The sequence below is a fragment of the Salmonella sp. SG203 genome (assembly GCF_013350575.1).
Taxonomy (GTDB): Bacteria; Pseudomonadota; Gammaproteobacteria; order Enterobacterales; family Enterobacteriaceae; genus Salmonella; species Salmonella enterica.
The window spans coordinates 595,195-619,432 of the sequence record NZ_SNMT01000001.1 but is presented as its reverse complement, the minus strand read 5'-3'; the positions used below and the strand labels follow the sequence as shown (position 1 = coordinate 619,432).

The 24,238-nt window shown below is 52.3% G+C and carries 26 protein-coding genes and 1 riboswitch; of the genes, 14 read left to right on the top strand and 12 right to left on the bottom strand.

Annotated features, from left to right (window positions below):
• Positions 1-267: 267 nt before the first annotated feature.
• Positions 268-1,149, top strand: a complete 882-nt coding sequence (htpX, locus tag HV477_RS03100) for a protease HtpX (RefSeq protein ID WP_000984498.1) — start codon at positions 268-270, stop codon at positions 1,147-1,149.
• A gap of 47 nt (positions 1,150-1,196) precedes the next feature.
• Here the strand turns inward: htpX and HV477_RS03095 are convergent, their stop codons facing one another.
• Positions 1,197-2,570: an MFS transporter gene (locus tag HV477_RS03095; protein WP_000416139.1), complete on the bottom strand. Its 1,374-nt coding sequence runs from the start codon at positions 2,568-2,570 to the stop codon at positions 1,197-1,199.
• A 175-nt stretch (positions 2,571-2,745) separates the two neighbouring features.
• Here HV477_RS03095 and kdgR point away from each other — a divergent pair, with 175 nt between their 5' ends.
• Positions 2,746-3,537: a DNA-binding transcriptional regulator KdgR gene (kdgR, locus tag HV477_RS03090; protein ID WP_001262195.1), complete on the top strand. Its 792-nt coding sequence runs from the start codon at positions 2,746-2,748 to the stop codon at positions 3,535-3,537.
• 211 nt (positions 3,538-3,748) lie between these two features.
• On the opposite strand, the gene yobH is transcribed toward kdgR, so the two are convergent.
• Positions 3,749-3,988, bottom strand: a complete 240-nt coding sequence (gene yobH, locus HV477_RS03085) for an invasion protein YobH (RefSeq protein ID WP_001236777.1) — start codon at positions 3,986-3,988, stop codon at positions 3,749-3,751.
• A gap of 157 nt (positions 3,989-4,145) precedes the next feature.
• Between yobH and mgrB the strand changes: the two genes are divergently transcribed.
• From mgrB to rlmA, 6 genes are all read left to right on the top strand, one after another.
• Positions 4,146-4,289 carry a PhoP/PhoQ regulator MgrB gene (mgrB, locus tag HV477_RS03080; RefSeq protein WP_000714547.1) on the top strand — a complete coding sequence of 48 codons (144 nt, stop codon included), beginning with the start codon at positions 4,146-4,148 and terminating at the stop codon, positions 4,287-4,289.
• 70 nt (positions 4,290-4,359) lie between these two features.
• On the top strand, positions 4,360-4,647 hold the full coding sequence (locus tag HV477_RS03075; protein WP_001000660.1) for a YebO family protein: 288 nt from the start codon (positions 4,360-4,362) through the stop codon (positions 4,645-4,647).
• Between the two features lie 648 nt (positions 4,648-5,295).
• On the top strand, positions 5,296-5,439 hold the full coding sequence (locus tag HV477_RS03070) for a DUF2627 domain-containing protein (RefSeq protein ID WP_001537930.1): 144 nt from the start codon (positions 5,296-5,298) through the stop codon (positions 5,437-5,439).
• A 12-nt stretch (positions 5,440-5,451) separates the two neighbouring features.
• On the top strand, positions 5,452-5,661 hold the full coding sequence (gene cspE, locus HV477_RS03065; protein WP_001062678.1) for a transcription antiterminator/RNA stability regulator CspE: 210 nt from the start codon (positions 5,452-5,454) through the stop codon (positions 5,659-5,661).
• Between the two features lie 219 nt (positions 5,662-5,880).
• Positions 5,881-7,626, top strand: coding sequence for a peptidoglycan glycosyltransferase FtsI (gene ftsI, locus HV477_RS03060; protein ID WP_000730326.1), 1,746 nt, complete (start codon positions 5,881-5,883; stop codon positions 7,624-7,626).
• Positions 7,627-7,691: 65 nt separating this feature from the next.
• The gene (gene rlmA, locus HV477_RS03055; protein ID WP_079898762.1) at positions 7,692-8,501 is read left to right on the top strand and encodes a 23S rRNA (guanine(745)-N(1))-methyltransferase; all 810 of its coding nucleotides are present in this window, start codon (positions 7,692-7,694) and stop codon (positions 8,499-8,501) included.
• Here rlmA and mntP read toward each other — a convergent pair.
• The 5 genes from mntP to manX form a co-directional block, all read right to left on the bottom strand.
• Positions 8,498-9,064, bottom strand: coding sequence for a manganese efflux pump MntP (gene mntP / locus HV477_RS03050; RefSeq protein ID WP_131535264.1), 567 nt, complete (start codon positions 9,062-9,064; stop codon positions 8,498-8,500). The genes rlmA and mntP overlap by 4 nt on opposite strands.
• Positions 9,065-9,175: 111 nt before the next feature.
• Positions 9,176-9,277, bottom strand: a riboswitch (yybP-ykoY riboswitch).
• A 196-nt stretch (positions 9,278-9,473) separates the two neighbouring features.
• Positions 9,474-9,932, bottom strand: a complete 459-nt coding sequence (locus tag HV477_RS03045; RefSeq protein ID WP_000156280.1) for a DUF986 family protein — start codon at positions 9,930-9,932, stop codon at positions 9,474-9,476.
• A 58-nt stretch (positions 9,933-9,990) separates the two neighbouring features.
• Positions 9,991-10,842: a PTS mannose transporter subunit IID gene (locus tag HV477_RS03040; protein ID WP_001518647.1), complete on the bottom strand. Its 852-nt coding sequence runs from the start codon at positions 10,840-10,842 to the stop codon at positions 9,991-9,993.
• 12 nt (positions 10,843-10,854) lie between these two features.
• The gene (gene manY / locus HV477_RS03035; RefSeq protein WP_000406918.1) at positions 10,855-11,655 is read right to left on the bottom strand and encodes a PTS mannose transporter subunit IIC; all 801 of its coding nucleotides are present in this window, start codon (positions 11,653-11,655) and stop codon (positions 10,855-10,857) included.
• Between the two features lie 52 nt (positions 11,656-11,707).
• Entirely contained in the window at positions 11,708-12,676 is a 969-nt protein-coding gene (gene manX, locus HV477_RS03030; protein WP_000150523.1) for a PTS mannose transporter subunit IIAB, read from the bottom strand.
• A 152-nt stretch (positions 12,677-12,828) separates the two neighbouring features.
• On the opposite strand from manX, the gene HV477_RS28965 reads away from it, so the two are divergent.
• Together HV477_RS28965 and yoaE are read left to right on the top strand one after the other, a co-directional pair.
• Positions 12,829-13,161 carry a hypothetical protein gene (locus HV477_RS28965; protein WP_011233029.1) on the top strand — a complete coding sequence of 111 codons (333 nt, stop codon included), beginning with the start codon at positions 12,829-12,831 and terminating at the stop codon, positions 13,159-13,161.
• Positions 13,149-14,708, top strand: a complete 1,560-nt coding sequence (gene yoaE / locus HV477_RS03025; protein ID WP_058115795.1) for a CNNM family cation transport protein YoaE — start codon at positions 13,149-13,151, stop codon at positions 14,706-14,708. Before HV477_RS28965 ends, yoaE begins: the two co-directional genes overlap by 13 nt.
• 21 nt (positions 14,709-14,729) lie before the next feature.
• On the opposite strand, the gene HV477_RS03020 is transcribed toward yoaE, so the two are convergent.
• The 4 genes from HV477_RS03020 to pabB form a co-directional block, all read right to left on the bottom strand.
• The gene (locus HV477_RS03020) at positions 14,730-16,331 is read right to left on the bottom strand and encodes an EAL domain-containing protein (protein ID WP_001192525.1); all 1,602 of its coding nucleotides are present in this window, start codon (positions 16,329-16,331) and stop codon (positions 14,730-14,732) included.
• A 137-nt stretch (positions 16,332-16,468) separates the two neighbouring features.
• Positions 16,469-17,833 carry an L-serine ammonia-lyase gene (sdaA, locus tag HV477_RS03015; protein ID WP_000624274.1) on the bottom strand — a complete coding sequence of 455 codons (1,365 nt, stop codon included), beginning with the start codon at positions 17,831-17,833 and terminating at the stop codon, positions 16,469-16,471.
• Between the two features lie 263 nt (positions 17,834-18,096).
• Complete coding sequence (locus HV477_RS03010) at positions 18,097-18,675, bottom strand: CoA pyrophosphatase (protein ID WP_000381534.1); 579 nt, start codon at positions 18,673-18,675, stop codon at positions 18,097-18,099.
• A 3-nt stretch (positions 18,676-18,678) separates the two neighbouring features.
• A complete protein-coding gene (pabB, locus tag HV477_RS03005; protein ID WP_072162124.1) occupies positions 18,679-20,043 on the bottom strand; it encodes an aminodeoxychorismate synthase component 1 in 1,365 nt (454 codons plus the stop codon).
• 80 nt (positions 20,044-20,123) lie between these two features.
• Here pabB and HV477_RS03000 point away from each other — a divergent pair, with 80 nt between their 5' ends.
• Positions 20,124-20,303 carry a YoaH family protein gene (locus tag HV477_RS03000; RefSeq protein ID WP_000457328.1) on the top strand — a complete coding sequence of 60 codons (180 nt, stop codon included), beginning with the start codon at positions 20,124-20,126 and terminating at the stop codon, positions 20,301-20,303.
• Positions 20,304-20,308: 5 nt separating this feature from the next.
• Here HV477_RS03000 and HV477_RS02995 read toward each other — a convergent pair whose 3' ends face one another.
• A complete protein-coding gene (locus HV477_RS02995) occupies positions 20,309-20,653 on the bottom strand; it encodes a RidA family protein (RefSeq protein WP_000029550.1) in 345 nt (114 codons plus the stop codon).
• 131 nt (positions 20,654-20,784) lie between these two features.
• On the opposite strand from HV477_RS02995, the gene HV477_RS02990 reads away from it, so the two are divergent.
• The 3 genes from HV477_RS02990 (at position 20,785) to HV477_RS02980 (ending at position 24,102) form a co-directional block, all read left to right on the top strand.
• Positions 20,785-22,695 (top strand): ATP-dependent DNA helicase, encoded by a 1,911-nt coding sequence (locus HV477_RS02990; RefSeq protein WP_023209838.1) that lies wholly within the window; start codon positions 20,785-20,787, stop codon positions 22,693-22,695.
• 57 nt (positions 22,696-22,752) lie between these two features.
• Complete coding sequence (gene tsaB / locus HV477_RS02985; protein WP_023206805.1) at positions 22,753-23,448, top strand: tRNA (adenosine(37)-N6)-threonylcarbamoyltransferase complex dimerization subunit type 1 TsaB; 696 nt, start codon at positions 22,753-22,755, stop codon at positions 23,446-23,448.
• Positions 23,449-23,520: 72 nt separating this feature from the next.
• Complete coding sequence (locus tag HV477_RS02980; RefSeq protein WP_000290594.1) at positions 23,521-24,102, top strand: Slp family lipoprotein; 582 nt, start codon at positions 23,521-23,523, stop codon at positions 24,100-24,102.
• Positions 24,103-24,238: the final 136 nt, after the last annotated feature.

Here is a 24,238-nt window from a genome sequence, read left to right as displayed (position 1 = left end):
AACGAAGTTTGATGCAAATGTCAGATCGTATGCGCCTGTTAGGGCGCGGCTGGTAAGAGAGCCTTACAGGCGCATCTGAAAAACCTCCGGCTATGCCGGAGGATATTTATTTAACAAGCGCAGAAGTCGTCAGGATAATGCTACAAAATGTAAAGTTGTGTTTTTCTCGTGACTTACCGCCTGGTGATGCTTGAAAATAGCCATAAGACCCATACGATGTGGGTAATCGCATAGTGCGCTTTGTTAAATTGAGGTTAAAAGAAAATTATGATGCGAATCGCGCTCTTCCTGCTGACGAACCTGGCCGTGATGGTCGTTTTCGGGCTGGTTCTGAGCCTGACAGGGATACAGTCGAGCAGCGTGCAAGGCTTGCTGATCATGGCGCTGCTGTTTGGTTTTGGCGGTTCTTTTATTTCATTGCTGATGTCCAAATGGATGGCGTTAAAATCCGTAGGAGGGGAAGTTATTGAACAGCCTCGCAATGAAAGAGAACGCTGGTTGATGAACACCGTAGCAACGCAAGCGCGCCAGGCCGGTATCGCCATGCCGCAGGTTGCTATCTACCATGCGCCGGACATTAACGCGTTTGCGACGGGCGCACGCCGTGACGCCTCATTGGTCGCTGTGAGCACCGGTTTGTTGCAAAACATGAGCCCTGACGAAGCGGAAGCCGTCATTGCGCATGAAATCAGCCATATTGCCAATGGCGATATGGTGACGATGACGTTGATTCAGGGGGTGGTTAACACCTTCGTTATCTTTATTTCGCGCATTATCGCGCAAATTGCTGCTGGTTTTCTGGGCGGCAACCGCGATGAAGGCGAAGGAAGTAACGGTAATCCGCTAATCTATTTCGCCGTTGCGACGGTGCTGGAACTGGTCTTCGGTATTCTGGCGAGCATCATCACCATGTGGTTCTCCCGTTACCGTGAGTTTCATGCCGATGCGGGATCGGCGAAGCTGGTTGGCCGTGAAAAAATGATTGCCGCGTTGCAGCGCCTGAAAACCAGCTACGAGCCGCAAGAAGCGACCAGCATGATGGCGTTTTGTATTAACGGTAAATCGAAATCGTTAAGCGAGCTGTTTATGACGCACCCACCGCTGGATAAACGCATTGAAGCGCTGCGTAGCGGTGAGTACCTGAAATAATAAGCCCACTGGCAAGTATGAAAAGCGCGTCGAATGACGCGCTTTTTTTACGCCTGAACGCGTGGTTGCGTAATACGTAAACCGCTCACCACCGCCGCGAGAGTCGCCAGGATCGCCGCTGCGAGCAGAGAAAGATGCGTACCGCTATCGCCAAACTGGTTCAACATCAGCGCTACCAGCGCGGCGCCAGTACTTTGGCCTAACAGTCGCGCCGTGCCCAGCATCCCGCTGGCGCCACCGCTGCGCTCACGCGGCGCGGAAGTGATAATGGTGTGATTATTCGGCGACTGGAACAGGCCAAACCCTGCGCCGCAAAGGATCATCGGCCAGATAATATTCAGATCGGAGGGGGAGGCTGGCAACATGACCAGCGCAAACAACCCGGCTGCCATTATCACCATTCCCAGCGCCCCCAGCAAACCGGCATGAAGACGTTCTATCAGGTATCCCGCCAGCGGCGCCATTACCATCGTTGCCAGCGGCCAGGGCGTCAATAACAGGCCGGTTTCTACTTCGCTACGGCCCAGCACGGTTTGCAGATAAAAAGGTAGCGAGACCATGGCTAACATTTGCGCGCAGAACGAGCAAATTGACGTGCCGATCGAGAGTGAAAAAAGCGGAATGCGTAACAAGTCGATGGGTAACAAAGGGACGGGCAAAGAAAGCTGGCGGCGCACGAAGAAAAACCCGACCACGACCAGAACGAGCAGCTCTGCGCCAATCAACGTTAGCGACTGTCCCTGGGCAAATCCGCTCAATGCGGTAATCAGCAGGCCAAATGTGAGCGCATTCATTACCGCGCTCGGTAAGTCAAAGCGCGGCTTAGTGTCATGGGCGATGTTTGCTGGTAAAAAGCGTATGGCCAGAATTAACGCGATGATACCTAACGGGACATTAATCAGAAACAGCCATTTCCATGATGAGATGGACAAAATCGCTGCGGCGATCGTCGGACCCGCGGCGGAAGAGACTGCGACGATAAAAGAGTTAATTCCCATGCCTCGTCCCAGATGACGCTGGGGGTAGATAAGACGAATCAGCGCCGTGTTTACGCTCATTAGCGCCGCGCCGCCAAATCCCTGCGCGATGCGCGCCAGCGTCAGCATCTGCAGCGAGTCTGAAAGCGCGCAAAACAATGATGAAAGCAGAAATACCACTAAACCACATTTGTAGATCCGGCGATAACCAAACATGTCGCCTAAAAAAGACAGGGAAAGCAGTGAGACGACAATGGCGATTTGGTATGCATTGACAATCCAGATAGAGCTGGCAGGGGAGGCATGTAAATCAGTCGCAATGGTTGGCAGCGCGACATTAGCGATTGCGCCATCCAGAACCGCCATCGAAATACCGATAATAATCGTCAGGATAGCGCCGTATCTCTGCGGGAGGGGCAGGCCATCGGCCCGTGTTTTTTCCATAAGTATTTTGTAATAAGGGGAATTATGAGCTGAATAATAATGTTAGCATTAATACTGAGTTGTTATGTCGCAGATTTGTAACGAAGTAAGCAAAGATGGATTGCGGGCGACCTGGCGTGAAATTATAATAAAAACTCGTTCTGAATTTTATAAAACGCTCGTAATGAGGTGATAAATGGCAAACGCAGATCTGGATAAGCAGCCTGATTCTGTATCTTCTGTGCTGAAAGTTTTCGGCATTCTGCAGGCGCTGGGTGAAGAGCGTGAAATAGGGATTACCGAGCTATCGCAGCGCGTCATGATGTCGAAAAGCACCGTTTATCGCTTTTTGCAAACCATGAAAACGCTGGGCTACGTGGCTCAGGAAGGGGAGTCTGAAAAATACTCTCTGACGCTAAAGCTGTTTGAGCTGGGCGCGCGAGCTTTGCAAAATGTTGATCTCATCCGCAGTGCGGACATTCAGATGCGCGAACTGTCTCGTCTGACAAAAGAAACTATCCATCTTGGCGCGCTGGATGAAGACAGCATTGTCTATATCCATAAAATTGACTCTATGTACAATCTGCGGATGTACTCACGTATTGGGCGTCGTAATCCGCTGTACAGTACGGCCATCGGTAAAGTGCTTCTGGCCTGGCGCGACCGTGATGAGGTTAAGCAGATTCTCGACGGCGTAGAGTATAAGCAAAGCACTGGACGCACGATTACCAGCACTGAAGCGTTGCTGCCGCTGTTGGATGAAGTGCGTGCGCAAGGCTACGGTGAAGATAACGAAGAACAGGAAGAAGGGTTACGTTGTATCGGCGTACCGGTATTTGACCGTTTTGGCGTAGTCATCGCAGGGTTAAGCATTTCGTTCCCGACGCTGCGTTTTTCAGAAGAACGCCTGCAGGAATATGTGGCTATGTTACACGCCGCCGCGCGTAAAATTTCTGAACAAATGGGTTACAACGATTATCCCTTCTAAGCAACGTTATTAGCATGACGTTAAAAAAAAGCAGCTGCGAAAAATGTAGCTGCTTTTTTTATAACATCGGGTGGGATGAAATCGTAAAAGTAGATAATATCTGTCGGCTTATTTAACGGTTATTAAAATATTATTTAACAGTACTTATGAACAACAGCCAATATAGGGGAATTATTGGTGATAGTTTCACTGTGAAATTATTTATTGCCGCTTAGCCATTATCCACCACGGTGGCGATTTTTCTGAAAATGGGACAGTCGGAAAAGCCGATAATGCCGCTGTTGGTATGGAGATATTGCGCCGTGCTGGTGCCGCGTGCGGTCAGGTAATGGCACTGTAAACCCAGCCCCGCAGCGTTCACTTTACTTCCCACCAGGATGCCATAGCCGCTCATCAGCAGGCCTATCCACACCAGGGCAAACAATACAATTGCGCGAATGATCAAACGCATTACTACCTCTTTTCTTTTTTAGTTAGAATAAGAGTAGCGTGTACATTGATTGAAACAAGTGAATCATTCCTAAAAACATATAATGCCGCTACAGTTACTCCTGGTTTAAGTAACTCATGATAATTTAGCGACATAAGATGTAAGATCGGAGAGTGGAGTGAAAAAATTTCGATGGGTCGTTCTCGGCATCGTGGTGGTAGTATGCCTGTTGCTGTGGGCGCAGGTGTTTAATATCATGTGCGATCAGGATGTACAATTTTTCAGCGGTATTTGCGCCATCAATAAATTTATTCCCTGGTAAACGTTTTACACCAGAGATTTCCTTCCCGTGTAGCAGTGGTAGAATGACGTCTCTACATTGAGGTGGTGAAATGAACGACGTTTTAAACTCTGGTGCGTTTTCTCTTGCATCTTTAATAGTATCAATGGTGGTTCTGGTGGTGGGGCTGGCGCTCTGGTTCTTTGTCAACCGGGCAAGTTCCCGTGCCAACGAGCAGATAGAATTGCTCGAAGCGTTATTGGATCAACAGAAGCGGCAAAACGCGTTGTTACGTCGCCTTTGCGAAGCAAACGAACCAGAAAAAGAAGCGGAACCCGCAACAGCGGCAAGCGAACCAAAAGAGGATGAGGACATCATTCGTCTGGTTGCAGAACGATAATGCTTACCGGGGCGCAAATGGCGCCAGTGCCATACGCCCCATTTCCCCGTCGGATCTCTCCGCGTTGCCGTTTGCAACTGATACTACAGCATCAACACCTTACATAATATATGGCTTTATATGCAATATAGTTTTATATGTATAACAAATGGACATATGGCATTTTTGTGATACCGCTCATTCTCTATTAAAAGCGAAACGTTTCTCTCTCTTTATGGATTGTCATTGTTTGTTCATTATTTTAAGGCATTCTGTAAAGACGCAGAACATCACAAAAAGCGGTGTCGAAAATCGCTTTTCTTTTCTATTATTTTGATTAAAAGGTGTTTTTTATCATTGTGACAATTTATGCATAACTCAGCATAAAAAGTGATATGAAAAATACAGCTTTTAAATGTGATTTGATGCACTGGAAGAAGCGAAGTTATTGAGCTATGGTAGAAAAATGGCTTTTCAGCAGTGACGTTGTCAGGAGTCCGTCAGCGCGTGAGGATATATCTTTCGCAATTTTGTTGCATAAACGTGCTGTCAATTTGTGAAGGTTCTCGTAATTTGTGCGACGGATCGAGACACGTTTAAAAATGGCTTGCCATAATTAACGTTGTATGTGATAACAGGCTTTGGGTTAAACGAGGTACAGTTCTGTTTATGTGTGGCATTTTCAGTAAAGAAGTCCTGAGTAAACACGTTGACGTTGAATACCGCTTCTCTGCCGAACCTTATATTAGTGCCTCAAGCAGTAATGTCTCAGTTTTATCTATGTTATGCCTACGGGCAAAGAAAACACTCTAAGGAATTTTGCAAATGGCAAAGATTAAAGGTCAAGTTAAGTGGTTCAACGAATCCAAAGGTTTTGGCTTCATTACTCCGGCTGACGGCAGCAAAGATGTGTTCGTACACTTCTCCGCTATCCAGGGCAATGGTTTCAAAACTCTGGCTGAAGGCCAGAACGTTGAGTTCGAAATTCAGGACGGCCAGAAAGGTCCGGCTGCTGTTAACGTAACAGCTATCTGATCGACACCACTGATTTGATGCGTTTGTCGCGTCAGCCTCAGATATAAAGCCTCGCTAAAAGCGGGGCTTTTTAATTCAATATCCTTCAAAATGTGTCTGGATGCGCTCTCGTTAGCGATTTGTTGCAAAGGCGCGAGGTTATTAGCATTGTTTTTTCTGGTTTTTCCGGCCGTTTCCCGTTAAATCAATCACCTGAAAAATGATTCGGCTGGAGATCAGGTGAAAAAGAAAAGCGACGGCGATACCCGTAATTTTACGCCCATACGTTTTGCACTACTTTGCACTGCCATTCTGCTCAGTATGGCATTGTTGTTAGGGCGGGTGGCATGGCTGCAAATTGTTACGCCGTCGAAACTGGTGAAACAAGAAGATATGCGCTCGCTTCGTGAAGTGACCACGGCCTCTCCACGCGGCATGATCACCGACAGAGAAGGGCGACCCTTAGCGGTGAGCGTTCCGGTTAATGCTGTCTGGGCCGATCCGAAGACTATCATAAGCAAAGGCGGCGTTGGCTACAATGAGCGCTGGCAGGCGCTGGCCAGCGCCCTACATCTGTCGCTCAGTACGCTTGCGGAACGGGTAAACAGTAACCCGGCAGGCCGTTTTATCTACCTCGCGCGCCAGGTTTCACCCCAGCAAGCCGAATGGATAGATAGATTAAATCTACCGGGTATTAACCTGCGGGAAGAGTCGCGCCGTTTTTACCCTGCCGGACACGTAGCGGCCAATTTGATCGGCTTTACCAATATCGACGGGCAGGGAATAGAAGGTATTGAAAAGAGCTTTAACGCGCAACTGACGGGAAAACCGGGCTCCCGATTGGTGCGTAAAGATAAATTTGGGCACGTTATTGAGAACATTACGGAAGTGAATCCGGTTCCTGCTCATGAACTTCAGCTTAGCATTGATGAACGTCTGCAAACGGTTACCGAAGATGCGCTGGATAACGCCGTCATCTGGAACAAAGCGGAATCCGGCGCTGCCGTATTGATTAACATCCCAACGGGTGAAATTCTCTCGATGGCGAGCTACCCGGATTTCAACCCGAACAACCGTGAAGGCGCGCAGTTGGACGATTTTCGTAACCGCGCGATTAGCGACACTTTCGAACCCGGTTCTACTGTGAAGCCATTGGTCATTATGACTGCGTTACAGCAGGGCATCGTGCAGCCGGACAGTGTTATCGATACCCATCCTTTTACTCTCGATGGACACCGTATCCGCGACGTCGGTTACTATCCGGAACTGACATTAACCGGCATTTTGCAAAAATCCAGCGATACCGGCGTTTCTCACCTTTCTCTGGCGATGCCGGTGCAGAAATTAATGGATACTTATAAAAGCTTTGGTTTCGGCGTGCCTACCGGACTGGGTCTCACCGGAGAGAGCAGCGGGTTATTACCGAAACGCCGTTACTGGAGTGATTTAGATCGCGCTACCTTCGCTTTTGGCTATGGATTAATGGTGACGCCGCTGCAACTGGCGCATGTTTATGCCACGATTGGCAGCTTTGGTATCTACCGTCCGTTATCGATCACCAAAGTTGATCCGCCCGTGATCGGCACGCGGGTAATGCCGGAAGAACTGGTGCACGAGGTGGAACATATGATGGAGAGCGTCGCGTTGCCTGGCGGCGGCGGAACAAAAGCCGCAGTAAGAGACTACCGTATTGCGGTCAAAACCGGGACGGCGAAAAAAATTGGCGATGATGGTAAATACGTCGATAAATATGTGGCATATACCGCAGGCGTCGCGCCGGCAAGTAACCCCAGATTTGCGCTGGTGGTGGTGATTAATAATCCGCAAAACGGGGCTTATTATGGCGGCGCGGTATCTGCGCCCGTATTCAGCCAGATCATGGGCGATGTGCTGCGGCTGGAAAATGTTGAGCCAGACGGTATGCCAGCCGATTCAGATCACCTTCTGGTGATGCATGGCAGCCACGTTGCGGTTCCGGGCTCGTAAAGGATTTTCCCGGGGCGCAATTCGCGTTACACTTGCGCCCTTTAGCGCCCCAGTCCGGAGTTGTCATGTCGTTTACCTGTCCGCTTTGCCATCAGCCGCTTACGCAGATTAATAACAGCGTTATATGTCCACAGCGCCATCAGTTTGATGTGGCGAAAGAGGGCTACATCAATCTGCTGCCGGTACAGCATAAACGTTCGCGCGATCCGGGCGACAGCGCCGAAATGATGCAGGCGAGGAGAGCGTTTCTTGATGCGGGCCATTATCAGCCGCTGCGCGATGCCGTGATTAACCTGTTGCGCGAGCGGCTGGATCAGTCGGCCACGGCGATTCTGGATATCGGCTGCGGCGAGGGGTATTACACTCATGCTTTTGCCGAGGCGTTGCCGGGAGTCACCACGTTTGGACTGGACGTTGCTAAAACGGCGATCAAAGCGGCAGCGAAGCGCTATTCGCAGGTGAAGTTTTGTGTGGCGTCAAGCCATCGACTGCCCTTTGCCGATGCGTCAATGGATGCGGTGATCAGAATCTACGCCCCGTGTAAGGCGCAGGAATTGGCGCGTGTGGTGAAACCTGGTGGTTGGGTCGTTACCGCCACGCCGGGGCCGCATCATCTGATGGAACTAAAAGGGCTCATTTATGATGAGGTGCGTTTACATGCGCCGTATACCGAGCAGCTCGTCGGATTCACATTGCAGCAGATTACCCGCCTTGCTTATCACATGCAGCTCACCGCCGAAGCGGCTGTAGCACTGTTGCAAATGACGCCATTTGCCTGGCGCGCCAGACCAGAAGTGTGGGAACAACTGGCTGCCAGCGCCGGACTTAGCTGCCAGACGGATTTCAACCTTCATCTCTGGCAGCGTAACCGTTAACCGTGAAAATGCGTCCAGAGGATCTGGACGCCAATTCCTATCAGTACGACCCCGCCGAGAATTTCAGCACGCTTACCCAGCATTGGGCCGATAAAGCGACCGATCATCATTCCGAGGGTGGACATGATAAGCGTGGCGCAACCGATAGCCAATGCGGTTGCGATGATGTTTACCTGCAAAAACGCCAGACCGACGCCAACCGCCATCGCATCGAGGCTGGTCGCGATAGCCGTCGTGACTAATAGCCAAAAGCTGTGGCGGCGTAACGGTGTTTCGTCTTCATCACTACCGCCGCGGATACCTTCGATGATCATGCGTCCGCCCAGAAAGATCAGCAGAACAAAGGCTATCCAGTGGTTCCATTCCAGAACGAATTTACTCGCCAATATCCCCATCCCCCAGCCGATCAACGGGGTCAGCGTTTCAACCGCGCCAAAGATAAGACCGGTACGCAACGCTTCTGAGAATTTGGGTTTATGTAGGGTGGCGCCTTTGCCAATTGATGCCGCGAAAGCATCCATCGACATACCGAAAGCGAGAAGAACAGTAGCAGTAAAGTGCATGACAACGTCCTGACCGGGGTATCCATTAAACACATCACTGCCCCCAGCAAACATGCATGTCGCCATTCTGTGACGAAATACACAGCAGTTGATGCGCCTATGGTCTCGCCTGACCAGCGGCGGCTGGTCCGTACGCGCCACGTTTTGCAACGAGTATGTTGACGCGTACATTTCCGGAGTCTGGAAATCGGCTACTCCCCAATTGACGGCGCAACATTAACATATTTTTAGAATATAAAACAACAGCGATAAAATATTATTTGCCTTCTAATTGAAAACGATTTTCATTTAGATTTATTCATCAATAAAACGTTAAATTAAATAACAATTGGTCAATAGAAAATATAGCCTTAGCTATATTATGATTCGAAATAAAATTCGAAAAACATAGTTGAGGCTATATCTTAGATTATTGATTTTCAATAAGAAGTTTATATATTTTTTCCAGATCGTCGATATTGCGTACACGGATAAGCAAGCGTCGTTGTTCTAATTGCATCACCAGTACGCCGTCTTCCGATAAATTCATCTCTTTAATACGGTTATATTCTATCCAGACATTGGCGAAGAAAAAGCCACGTTGTTTAAAGATGATCCGTGGCGTGCGGATCCAGAATATATAAAACCCCATTAACGCCAGCGCACTTAATAACCATGTGGTCATCTGCGCTCCGTGGCTGGTTACGTTGTTATAAATAAGGATGGCGACCAGCCCAACGAAGATAACGCTGTCTACGCGACCACGGCGGAGCAGGGCTATAGAAAGCAGAGTGGGGCCATTGCGACGGGGCATGATGAACTGATCGTAGAGAGCGTAAGCCAATAATGCGGCAATAAAGAGAATCAGCACCAGGTCCGTGATAGTCATTTATCCTCCAGAGAAATAAAAAAACGGGGCCGTTTGGCCCCGGTAGTGTACAACAGCCTTACTGACCCAGCAGTCCTACGGAGTAGCCGGCGATACCGATGACGAAGAAGCCCACGATAATCCACAGCGGGTTAACTTTCTTACGCAGCAGCCACATACAGGCAAAGGTCAACAGTAGCGGAACCAGACCCGGCATCAGCTGGTCGAGAATGGTTTGCACGGTGGTAACGCGTGTCTGACCATCCTGACCGGTGATGGTGGAGACCACCAGCGGGATATTCACATGCGTCCACTTGTTAACCAATGCCCCCATGACAAACAGGCCGAGGATTGACGCCCCCTCAGTCAGTTTTTGCAGGAAGCCGCCGCCCATATCTTTAACGATATCGACGCCTTTGCGGTAGCCATAAGCCACGCCATAATAACGGGTCGCCAGACGCACCAGGTTAAACAGGATGAAAAACAGCAGCGGACCAAGCAGGCTGCCGCTCATTGCAATACCTGCGCCCAGCGCCGCGAATACTGGACGGACGGTACCCCAGAAGATAGGGTCGCCGACGCCTGCCAGCGGTCCCATCAGACCGACTTTGATACCGTTGATAGCACCATCGTCAATCTCTGCGCCGTTCGCACGCTTTTCTTCCATTGCCAGCGTTACGCCCAGTACCGGCGCCGCAACGTAAGGATGAGTGTTAAAGAACTCCAGGTGACGCTTAATCGCCTGTTTACGCGCGTCATTATTCTCCGGATACAGGCGACGAATCGCCGGCACCATAGAGAAGCAGAAGCCCAGCGCTTGCATACGTTCGAAGTTCCATGACCCCTGGAACAGGTTAGAACGAAGAAATACGCCGCGAATATCGCTCGGAGTGAGTTTTTTCTCGGTGGTAGTTTTAGTCATATCAACCATTTCGCTCACCTGTTAGTCCAGTTCGTTATCGAGATCGTTATTGCCAGCAGCCGCTGCAGGCGCGCCCGCTACACGGTTGTATTTCGGGCTCAGCTGGATGTAAAGAATAGCCATCACTGCGCCGATGACACCCAGTGCGACCAGGTTGAAGTTTGTGAAAGCCGCGGTGACGAAACCGAGGTAGAAGAACGGCATCAGGTAGCCTGCGCGCATCATATTGATAACCATCGCATAACCAACCACGACGATCATGCCGCCGGCGATGTTCAGACCGCCTGTGACGACTTCAGGAATCGCATTCAGCATTCCCTGTACTTCGCTGGTGCCTACGGAGATGGCAACGATAACCGCCGGGATGGCGATACGCATTGCCTGCAGGAACAGAGAAGAAACGTGCAGCCAGGAGAGCGCCGTCAGGTTGCCGTTTTCAGCCGCCTTGTCCGCCGCGTGCTGGAATGCCACGGTGATGGTACGAACGATAATGGTCAGTACCTGGCCTGCCGCCGCCAGCGGAATCGCCAGCGCGATACCGGCGCCAATGCTTTGATGCCCGGCGATGACCAGAACGGTAGAGATGATGGACGCCAGTGCGGCATCAGGCGCAACGGCAGCACCGATGTTCATCCAGCCCAGAGCGATCATTTCCAGAGTACCGCCGATGATAATACCGGTTTTCATGTCCCCCAGAACGGCGCCGATTAAGGTACAGGCGATCAGCGGACGGTGGAACTGAAATTCATCAAGTACCGACTCCATACCTGCGATACATGCGACGATGAACACCAGCACAATCTGAAGAGTGGTAATCTCCATTGTACTTCTCCTATTGCTATCTTAAGTGTGAAAGCTAATTAAATGCCGGCGGTTATTTCGCCACTTTGGCAATTAAATCCATCATTTTCAGTTTCGGATCGGTGGAAACTTTACGCACCTCAAGCTCGATGCCGCGCTCGTTGAGCTTTTTAAAGGCTTCGATATCCTTTTCATCGACGGAAACGGCGTTGTTCACCTGCGTTTTACCTTGACGATAGGCCATACCGCCAATGTTCACGGAGGTGACTTTCACGCCGCCCTCAACGATGCGCTCGACGTCGGTAGGATTGGTAAACAGAAGCATCACGCGTTCGCCGGCGTATTTCGGGTTATTGTAGACGCGAATCATCTTCGCGACGTCAACCACATGCGCCGTAACGCCCGGCGGCGCAACTTGCGTCAGCAGCGTTTTACGTACGGTATCCGCCGCCACTTCATCGCTCACAACAATAATACGGCTGACATTGGTCTCTTTGGTCCAGCGGGTAGCGACCTGACCGTGAATGAGGCGGTCATCAATACGGGCAAGCCCGATAACCATATAATCATTCGGGCCCATCGGTTTTGCCGGCGTGGCCGCTTTTGGCGCGGCAGCGACTGGCGCTGGCGCGGCTTTTTCTACCGGTTTCGCTTTCAGCGCTTTTACGCCTTCACGACCGGTTTCTACCGCCAGTGCGACCAGCTCGTCAAAGCTCGGATCGTCGTCACGAGCCATAAACGTTTCGACCAGCATCGGGATGTTGACGCCGGCAATAACTTCATAGCGCTCTTTATCGACGACAATGCGGCTGGCAGCATTAAACGGACTGCCTCCCCATGTATCAACGAGAAATAGCACGCCTTTACTGGTATCGAGTTTAGCCAACTGAGCGTTGTACTTTTCGATCAGCGTTTCGGCATTTTCGCCTGGAACGAAATCGATCCAGCCGACGTTTTCCTGCTCGCCTAACAGCATTTCGGCTGTTTTAAGTAACTGCTCTGCAGCCCAACCATGTGTGCCTATAACAATAGCAATGGTCACTTGCTACCTCCTTTATTATTGTCAACACATCAACTTGACAGATGTATTTTTTGAATCGCCGTCCGCAAGCGAATCGATTCAGATGAGGGTTACAACGAAAAACGCATGATTTTCGTGAATTATTTTAGATATCGAAAAAAATATTTTGTGTGATGGAGATCCGTAATTTTGTTTTCGATAATGAGAAATTTCGAAGTGTAAAATATCCTGGTTACATCTCTTTGCAAAGGAAGGTAAATCTTTGCCAAAAACCAGTTGTCTCTGTTATGTTTAGCTTCCGTTTAATTAGAATGGGGTATAGGGCAGCAGCCCGTTGTATGGATCGTCACCGACGTCATTTCACTCTTTGGCCGTTTTGCGCCTGTCAATCTGGCATATCTTGCCATAGCCTTACTTTGTTTATTGCGTTACCGCCTGCATCCTTTGAGATGTTGTGGGCGCCGTTTAGTCATTCCTTAAGCAGGAGCTTGTCATGGAATTATTAATGGATCCCTCAATTTGGGTGGGTTTACTCACGCTCGTCGTCCTGGAAATTGTTCTGGGTATCGATAACCTGGTCTTTATCGCGATCCTCGCCGATAAATTGCCGCCAAAGCAGCGTGACAAAGCGCGTCTTATCGGGCTCTCGCTGGCGCTGATTATGCGTCTGGCGCTGCTGTCCATTATTTCGTGGCTGGTGACCTTAACAAAGCCGCTCTTTACCGTCTGGGATTTTACCTTCTCCGGCCGCGATTTAATTATGCTGCTGGGCGGTATATTCCTGCTGTTTAAAGCGACCACCGAGCTGCATGAACGTCTGGAAAACCGCGAGCATGACACCGGACACGGTAAAGGCTATGCGAGCTTCTGGGTGGTAGTCACGCAGATTGTCATCCTGGATGCGGTCTTCTCGCTGGACGCCGTGATTACGGCGGTAGGTATGGTAAACCATCTGCCGGTTATGATGGCGGCGGTGGTGATTGCGATGGCGGTGATGCTACTGGCGTCAAAACCGCTGACCCGTTTTGTCAACCAGCATCCGACGGTGGTGGTGCTCTGTCTGAGTTTCCTGCTGATGATCGGCTTGAGCCTGGTGGCGGAAGGGTTCGGTTTCCATATTCCGAAAGGCTACCTGTACGCGGCAATTGGTTTCTCGATCGTTATCGAGGTGTTTAACCAGATTGCGCGCCGCAACTTTATTCGTCATCAGTCCACGTTGCCGCTGCGCGCGCGTACTGCGGACGCTATCCTGCGTCTGATGGGCGGTAAACGTCAGGCGAGTATGCAACATGAGACGGATAGCCCGGCCGCGATATCGGTGTCGGAAGGCGCCTTCGCCGAAGAAGAACGCTACATGATTAACGGCGTACTGACTCTGGCGTCGCGCTCCCTGCGCGGCATTATGACGCCGCGAGGCGAAATTAGTTGGGTGGATGCGAATCTCAGCGTAGCTGAAATCCGTCAGCAGTTACTCTCTTCTCCGCATAGCCTGTTCCCGGTATGTCGGGGCGAGCTGGATGAAATTATCGGTATCGTTCGCGCGAAAGAGTTGCTGGTGGCGCTGGAAGAGGGCGCGGACGTTGCGGCTATCGCCGCGTCTTCCCCGGCGATAGTGGTGCCGGAAACGCTTGATCCTATCAATCTGTTAGGCGTTTTGCGTCGCGCGCGCGGCAGTTTCGTTATCGTCACTAACGAGTTCGGCGTGGTGCAGGGGCTGGTTACGCCGCTGGATGTGCTGGAAGCGATTGCCGGTGAGTTCCCGGATGCCGATGAAACGCCGGAAATCGTTGCCGATGCCGAGGGCTGGATAGTGAAGGGCGGCACCGATCTCCATGCGCTACAGCAGGCGCTGGAAGTTGATCATCTGGTGAACGAAGAGGGCGATATTGCGACGGTCGCGGGGTTAGTGATCGCCGCTAATGGCCATATTCCTCGTGTAGGCGATGTCATTGATGTTCCGCCCCTGCGGATCACCATTGTCGAGGCCAACGACTATCGTGTCGATCTGGTTCGAATTGTTAAAGAACAGCCTGCCCACGACGAAGAGGAATGACGTCACACGCAGGAATCAAGTCTATAGATGCGGCATCGCGGACATAATCTGTCCGTTATGCCGGGCGGGCGGCGGCGCGCTGCCCGCCAGCCACTGTGGAAATTCGCTAATGGGCATCGGCTTCGCATAGAGATAGCCCTGTAACATTTGCACGCCATGCTGGCGCAAATGCTGTGCCTGCGTCTGGTTTTCGACCCCTTCCGCCACCAGTTCAATATTCAGTCTTTGCCCCAGAGCGATAATAATATCGGTCACCGTTGAATTGACCGCATCGGTACCGATGGCGGCGGTGAAGGATTTATCGATTTTCAAAATATCCGGCCGCAGTTTTTCCAGCCAGGAGAGCGAGCTGTTTCCTGTGCCAAAATCATCGATGGCTAACTTCACGCCTTTACGATGCAGCTCGCGCATCAGGCGGTAATCAACGTCAAGCAACGCGTCGCGTTCCGTGAGCTCCAGCACCAGTTGCTGAACAGGTTCCGCACTAAACCAGTACTGATTAAGATCCTTGAGAAGCACGCCGTGTCGGAAATGGCTTGCCGCCACATTGATGCCGATATGAAACTGATGGTTGATGGGGAAGTAGTGCCGCTGCCGAATGGTTTCCGCAATCACATAGCGGGTCAGCGGCGCTATCAGGTTATGCTCCTCGGCGATAGGAATAAAAACATCCGGTGAGATCCAGCCCTGGCGCGGGTTGTTCCAGCGTAACAGGATCTCAACGCCGGTACATTGCTGCGTGCGGGCATTAAGCAACGGCTGACAAAATAGCTCAAACTCCCGTTCGGCAAGGGCCAGATTAATTTCCCAGGAAAAGCTCATTCTGCTGGCCGTTGCCAGCCAGGCGATATAACCGATCAACAGGCTAAGCAATACGGCCAGCGGTAACTGCGTCGGGAGATGTTTGAACGCCAGTACGCCTGCCGACGGCCCGCTGACGCTGATAGTAAAAGGGAAATGTCGCGATGAAAGCTGGTAACGCTCTTCATCTTTTTTTAATTCCGGAAGAGTATCGACCACGCCCCGACCATATAACAGGTGCCGTTTGCCGACCGTCAGGCTGGCGCTGGTAATTTGCGGCTGCTGCGGCTCAAGTAGCATAGTCGTCAGCAAGTCAATATTCACAATTTCCATCACGCCATCCTGGCCATCGGCAGAGGCGGGATACCACTGAATGAGGATCGGGCTTCCCTTGAGTAACGATTGGTCTGTGGAAAGTAGCAGCAGATCGCCGACTGCGGGAAGATCGGGCTGAAGCTGGCGTATGGGAGTATTACGGGCGCCAAAAATGCTTGAGCAATAGAGAATTCCCTCTTTTACCAGCCCGATAGAACGAATGGTTTGTAGGCGGGCGGCTTGCTTACGCAACGGCAAATGCGCGGTCGCGCACGGAAGCTCAAGCAAGGGGAGCAGTATGTTTCGTCCGACCAGGAGAGGATGCAGCACATTATCCAGCGCATCAACGGCATGATTCGCGAATGCAACCGTGCGATGGTGATTTAAGTTCCGCTCCGAAATAAATCGGATGCTCAGCGTAAGAATGAGCGTGACCAGTGCACAAATCGTGCAAACAATGAAACGATTACGGCGATAATGATTGATGATCCGTTGTGCTGTTTGCATGCGGGCCGCCCAATAAGCGTTGGCGACAAAAGCCAACCGCGACACAGCAAGTGTAGTGGGGAAACGTGGAGTCGACGAGGAAGAGATAAAAATTTCGCCCATCCGTAGCAGATGGGCGAAGGGAGGGGAAACGGCGTTTAATCACACTGGACTTTAATAGCCAACCCGCCGCGCGACGTTTCGCGGTATTTTGCGTTCATGTCTTTTCCGGTCTCGTACATCGTTTCGATGACTTTATCCAACGAGACGCGCGGCGCGCTGGTTCGACGCATGGCCATACGCGCAGCGTTGATCGCTTTAACCGAAGCAATGGCGTTACGTTCGATACACGGCACCTGCACCTGACCGGCAACCGGGTCGCAGGTCAGCCCCAGGTTATGCTCCATGCCGATTTCAGCGGCAACGCAAACCTGCTCCGGGCTGGCGCCCAACAGTTCAGCAAGGCCTGCCGCCGCCATCGAACAGGCGACCCCGACTTCGCCCTGACAGCCGACTTCCGCGCCGGAAATAGACGCGTTCATCTTATACAGCGCGCCAATAGCGCCTGCCGCCAGGAAGTAGCGGGTGTAAATATCCGGGCTGACAGACTCAATAAAATGGTCGTAGTAAGCCAGTACCGCAGGCACGATGCCGCACGCGCCGTTGGTTGGCGCCGTCACGACGCGACCACCTGCGGCGTTCTCTTCGTTCACCGCCAGAGCAAACATGTTCACCCAGTCAATGACGTTCATCGGATCGCTGGAAAGCTTATCGCTGGAAACCAGCATACGACGCAGCGCAGAGGCGCGACGCGGTACGCGCAGCGGCCCCGGCAGCACGCCTTCGGTATTCATACCACGATCAATACAGGCCTGCATGGTCTGCCAGACGTGACCGAAATACTCTTCAATCTCTTTCTTGCTATGCAGCGCCAGTTCGTTTTGCATCACCATGCCGGAGAGTGAAAGGCCGGTACTGTTGCAATACTCCAGCATTTCTTTCGCCGATTTAAACGGATAAGGTACAGTAACCTCATTCGTCGCTTCCTGGCCGAAATGCGCTTCATCAACGATAAAGCCGCCGCCGATGGAATAGTACGTCTTGCTATAAATGACCGTGTCGTCATGCCAGGCGTGGATCTGCATCCCGTTTTCATGCAGCGGCAAATTGCCGTTGTGAAAACGCATTCCGTCATCTTTCGGGAAGTCGACTTCGTGACGTCCCTGGGCCAGTAACAGACGCTCGCGCGTTTCGACGTCGCGAATAAAACCGGGGATACTATCAATATCCACGGTAGCGGGTTCATTACCCGCCAGACCCATAATAATGGCGATATCGGTATGGTGACCTTTCCCCGTCAGCGACAGCGAGCCGTAGACATCGACAGCGACGCGGGTAACGTTATCCAGTAATCCTTTTTCGACCAGGTCATCGACGAACTGTTTACCGGCCTTCATCGGGCCAACAGTGTGGGAAGAGGAGGGACCAATCCCTACCTTAAACATGTCGAATAGGCTAATCACGATAATACTCCTGACAGGGCAACCGGGGCTTCCGGTTACGATGTTATAACTGCGCATAGTGTAAGAGGGAACGCTGGCATCAGCTTAACTATTCACATGAATTAAACTAATGAATAACCGCGTTTTTACTAATATTGCGACAGTAATCTCAAGTCGTGTCTTGCGCGCGTAAAGTTAAGTATATACACGTTGCCCTTCAGGCTGCCTCTTTGGGGGAGGCGATTGTTACCGCCTTGAGGCAACGTGAATGGCGTTGTGTACAGTCAGGGCTTTACGCCGATTTGCAGCGCCAGCTCACGAAGAATATTTGCGGTCATGCCCCAGACGAAATAATGCTCATACCAGGAGAGCCATACGCGGTGCGAATTGCCGCGACGGTAAACATCAAGCGGATGATATCGACCCAGTTGCAACGCTTGCGCCAGCGGCATTTCAAACACCGCAGACACTTCGTCTTCACTGGCGCGCCAGGGGAGGTTTGGCGGAATAATGCCGACCACCGGGGTGACCTGAAAACCGGTCACGCTGTCTACCGGCGGTAAAACGCCAATCACTTCCACGGCTTGCGGCGGGATGGCGACTTCCTCCTGCGCTTCGCGAAGCGCTGCGGCGATAAGCGAAGCATCGGTACTGTCCACGGCCCCGCCGGGAAAGGCGACCTGTCCGGCGTGTTTGCGCAAATGAATAGCCCGCTGGGTCAATAGCAGCCCCGGCTGGGGGCGGCGAACCACAGGGATCAGTACGGCGGCCTGACGTTGATTCAACGTTTCATGGGGCATCTGCGGGCGCAAAAGCTGAAAGCGCGATAAGAAATGATCGAGCGTCAGACGGCTGGTATCCACGTATTAGTTCTCCAGTGGGTGCAGGATACGATTAACTTTATCAAAAGTTTCCTGATATTCCGCATCTTCCTTGCTATCGGCCACGATACCGCCGCCGGCTGAGCAATAGAGTTGGCCCTGCGTTGCTGTGACGGTGCGGATAGTAATACTGGTATCCATCTTGCCGCAGAAACTCAGATAACCGATGCTACCGCACCAGGCGTTGCGTCGCTGCGGCTCCAGTTCGTCGATAATTTCCATCGCCCGCACTTTAGGCGCGCCGGTAATGGAGCCGCCGGGGAAAGCCGCGCGCAGCAGGTCGGTGGCATGAAGCGAGTCCGGTAAACGGGCGGTAATGGTGCTAACCAGATGGTGAACGGCAGGAAATGGTTCGACGACGAACAGTTCCGGCACTTTCACCGAACCCGGCACGGCGACCCGGCCAATGTCGTTACGCATCAAATCGACGATCATCAAATTTTCAGCGCGATCTTTCATTGAGTTGGCCAGTTTCTGCGCCTGCTGACGATCCGCCTGCGGATCGTTAAGCCGTGGAAGCGTACCTTTGATCGGGCGCGTCTGAATATGACCATTCTCCAGTTGGATAAAACGCTCGGGAGAAAGGCTCAATATGGCGCCGTCATGTAAACGAAGAAAGGCGCTGAACGGGGCGCGATTTGCGCGGTTAAGGTGTTCGAAAGCCTGCCACTCATCACCCTCGTAGCTCGCCTGAAAACGCTGGGAAAGATTGACCTGATAGCAGTCCCCGCTGTGCAGCCAGGCCTGCACCTGACGAAACTTCTCGCCATACTCGCAACGCGTCATATTGGATTGCCAGGCCGAGGTAAGCCTGAAGGGCGTGCGGGTCGGCGCGCGCTGGCTGGTGAGCCAGCGATATCGGGCGTCTGCATCGTGATAGCTTATCAGCGACACTACCTGTTTATGGTGATCGACAATCAGCGCCCAGTCGTAAAGGCCAATCGCCATATCGGGTAAAGCGATATCGCGCGCGGCAGTATCGGGCAGAATTTCGAAACGCCGCCCTAAATCATAACCAAACAGACCCAGCGCGCCGCCCTGAAAGGGTAAGTCAGGGTCAGGCTGAGGATGAAAAGGCAGCGCCTCCAGTTGAGTCTGCAAAACGTGTAACGGATCGTCGAGAGTGACGGTAGTCGTGCGCGCAGTACATACCGTGGTTTCCTGCGCGCGCGTGGTCAGTGTGGTGACAGGATCGGCGACCAGAATATCAAAACGGTTATAGGGATGAATAGCATCACCTGAATGCAGCAGCATCGCCCAGGGCAAATGATTTACGGGCGCAAAATAGTGTTCAGCGGCGTCCGGACGCCAGGGTAAGGTGATAACAGTGGGAGATAACGTCTTCATCATTCCTGACTCGTTACAACACTACTGGCTTACCGCCGGGTAGCGTGAAATAATTAGCGCTAACAATTTAGCAGGAGTTAATCATGTTTGCAGGTTTACCTTCACTCAGTCATGAACAACAGCAAAAAGCCGTAGAACGTATCCAGGAATTGATGTCGCAAGGTATGAGCAGCGGAGAAGCGATTGCCCAGGTGGCGGGCGAACTTCGCGCCAACCATACCGGCGAACGGATAGTGGCGCGTTTTGAGGATGAAGACGAATAACCGGCTTATACCGCCGCGACAATCTTAATCTCAACTTTATATTTCGGGTTCATCAACCCGGCCTGTACGGTACAGCGTACCGGCGCATGGCCTGCGACGACCCACGCATCCCACGCCTTATTCATGGCGGCAAAATCCGCTTTATCGCTCAGGAAAATAGTGGCATCCAGAATACGTGACTTACTGGAGCCCTGTTTTTCCAGCACCGCATCAATTTGCGCCAGAGTATTCGCCGTTTGCTCAAAAGCATCGGCGTCCAGGTTTTCCGGCACGCCGGTATACCACAGCGTATTATTGTAGATCACCACGTCTGACCAACGATCTTCGGCATCAATACGCACGATAGACATCACTTATTCCTCATTTGCTTTCCATTTGAATGGCTCAAGACTGCCACAATGTGGCGCCGCCGTCACCTCTGTAACTGGCGTAAGCCTTTCTACCCTGACATAATCCCCTGTGCAAATTAACAGGGGGCAGTGTGACGGACGATTTTGCAGCAGATGGCCAACTGGCCAAAGCGATAACCGGTTTTAAACCGCGCGAACCACAGCGACAAATGGCGGTTGCCGTAACACAAGCGATTGAAAATGCGCAGCCTCTGGTTGTTGAAGCCGGCACCGGAACCGGGAAGACCTATGCTTACCTCGCTCCGGCGTTGCGCGCCGGGAAAAAAGTCATTATTTCGACCGGGTCGAAAGCGTTGCAGGATCAACTCTACAGCCGCGATCTGCCGACGGTAGCAAAAGCGTTGGCGTTTACCGGTAAGACGGCCCTGTTGAAAGGACGTTCAAACTACCTCTGCCTGGAGCGTCTGGAACAACAAGCGCTGGCGGGCGGCGATTTACCGGTACAAACGTTAAGCGACGTGATATTGCTGCGCTCCTGGTCAAATCAGACGCAGGATGGCGATATCAGCACCTGCGTCAGCGTGGCGGAGGATTCCCAGGCCTGGCCGCTGGTCACCAGTACCAACGACAACTGCCTTGGCAGCGATTGCCCGCTCTACAAAGAGTGCTTTGTGGTGAAAGCGCGTAAAAAGGCGATGGACGCGGATGTGGTGATTGTAAACCACCACCTTTTTCTTGCGGATATGGTGGTTAAAGAGAGCGGGTTTGGCGAACTTATCCCTCAGGCTGAAGTAATGATCTTCGATGAAGCCCACCAACTGCCTGACATCGCCAGCCAGTATTTCGGACAATCGCTCTCCAGCCGTCAGTTGCTGGATTTAGCAAAAGACATCACCATCGCCTACCGGACGGAACTGAAAGACACTCAACAGTTGCAAAAATGCGCCGATCGCCTTGCCCAGAGCGCCCAGGATTTTCGTCTGCAACTGGGGGAGCCCGGCTATCGGGGAAATTTGCGTGAACTGTTAGCCGACTCGCGTATCCAACGGGCATTTTTACTGCTGGATGATACGCTGGAGCTTTGTTATGACGTGGCGAAACTGTCGCTGGGCCGTTCGGCGCTGCTGGATGCGGCTTTTGAACGCGCCACGCTTTACCGTTCACGGCTGAAACGCTTAAAAGAGATCAATCAGCCGGGATACAGCTACTGGTATGAGTGCACCTCGCGCCATTTCACCCTGGCGCTGACGCCGCTCACCGTGGCGGACAAATTCAAAGAAGTGATGGAACAGAAACCCGGTAGCTGGATTTTTACCTCGGCCACGTTGTCGGTAAATGATGATCTTCACCACTTTACCGCCCGTCTGGGAATTGAGCAGGCAGAATCCATGCTACTGCCCAGCCCATTCGACTATACGCGCCAGGCGTTACTCTGCGTACCGCGTAACCTACCGCAAACCAACCAGCCCGGCGCGGCGCGACAGTTGGCGGCTATGCTCAGGCCGATTATCGAAGCCAATAACGGGCGATGTTTTATGCTGTGCACCTCACACGCCATGATGCGCGATTTGGCGGAGCAGTTTCGCGCCACCATGACGCTGCCGGTATTGTTGCAAGGGGAAACCAGTAAAGGCCAACTGTTACAGCAATTTGTTAGCGCCGGCAACGCGCTGCTCGTCGCCACCAGCAGCTTCTGGGAAGGGGTGGACGTGCGCGGCGATACGTTATCTTTGGTGATTATCGACAAATTGCCGTTTACTTCCCCGGACGACCCGTTGTTAAAAGCGCGAATGGAAGACTGTCGTTTGCGCGGTGGCGATCCGTTTGATGAGGTTCAACTGCCCGATGCGGTGATTACGCTGAAGCAGGGGGTGGGGCGGCTAATTCGCGATGCGGACGATCGCGGGGTGTTAGTGATTTGTGATAACCGGCTGGTGATGCGGCCCTATGGCGCCACGTTTCTCGCCAGCCTGCCTCCTGCGCCGCGCACGCGTGATATCGCCCGTGCCGTTCGCTTTCTTGCGATTCCATCCGCCGAGTAATTTGTTACGGAGTATGGTAAGATGCGCGCTATTTTATTGATCTAAGCACGAAACCTCATGCGAATTCTGGCTATCGATACCGCCACAGAGGCCTGTTCTGTCGCCCTGTGGAACAACGGTACTATCAATGCTCACTTTGAGCTTTGTCCACGAGAACACACTCAACGTATCCTGCCCATGGTGCAGGAAATTCTGGCCGCCAGCGGCGTCTCGCTCAATGAGATAGATGCGCTGGCGTTTGGGCGCGGCCCGGGCAGCTTTACCGGCGTGCGTATCGGCATTGGTATTGCGCAAGGGCTGGCGTTAGGGGCAAATCTGCCGATGATCGGTGTTTCGACGCTTGCCACGATGGCGCAGGGCGCGTGGCGTAAAACCGGCGCGACCCGCGTACTCGCCGCGATTGATGCGCGGATGGGCGAAGTGTACTGGGCGGAATACCAGCGTGATGCGCAGGGCGTCTGGCAGGGCGAAGAGACGGAAGCGGTGCTGAAACCGGAACGGGTCGGCGAGCGGTTGAAACAGCTTTCCGGCGAGTGGGCGACCGTAGGAACGGGTTGGTCCGCGTGGCCCGATCTGGCGAAGGAGTGCGGCCTGACGCTTCATGATGGGGTAGTGTCGCTCCCGGCAGCGGAAGATATGTTGCCCATCGCCAGTCAAAAGCTGGCGGCAGGAGAGACCGTTGCCGTGGAACATGCCGAGCCGGTTTATTTGCGTAACGAAGTGGCGTGGAAGAAACTTCCCGGCAAAGAATGACTCTCACTACTATTACCCCCCCATACTTTATGCTGTGGGGTGGAATAGAGGTCGAGAAAAAGGAGTCGCATCATGGCGGTTCAAAAAAGGTTAATAAAAGGGGCGCTGGCGTGCGCTTTTGCGCTTATGCTGAGTGGTTGCGTGACTATCCCGGATGCCATTAAAGGTTCGAGTCCGACGCCACAGCAGGATTTGGTGCGGGTGATGAATGCGCCACAGCTCTATATCGGGCAAGAGGCGCGTTTCGGCGGCAAAGTTGTGGCGGTGCAAAATCAGCAGGGAAAAACCCGGCTTGAAATCGCGACCGTACCGCTTGATAGCGGCGCGCGTCCTGTTCTGGGCGAAGCCTCGCGCGGCAGAATTTTTGCCGATGTGAACGGTTTTCTGGACCCGGTGGACTTCCGTGGCCAGTTAGTTACCGTTGTTGGCCCGATAACCGGCACGGTTGACGGTAAAATCGGCAATACGCCGTATAAATTTATGCTGATGCAGGCTACCGGTTATAAACGCTGGCATCTTGTTCAGCAGGTCGTCATGCCTCCACAGCCGATCGATCCGTGGTTTTACGGCGGACGCGCCTGGCCTTATGGCTATGGCGGTTGGGGGTGGTATAACCCTGGACCCGCAGAGGTTCAGACGATAGTAACAGAGTAACTCTTTGTTTTATCAATAAAAGAAACAGCGGCTGGTCCGCTGTTTCTGCATTCATAGAGACATAATAAAAATAAATAGTGACGCGCTTCGCAACCTTTCAGTTGCGTAATTAATAAACTGGTACGCTGAGTTAATA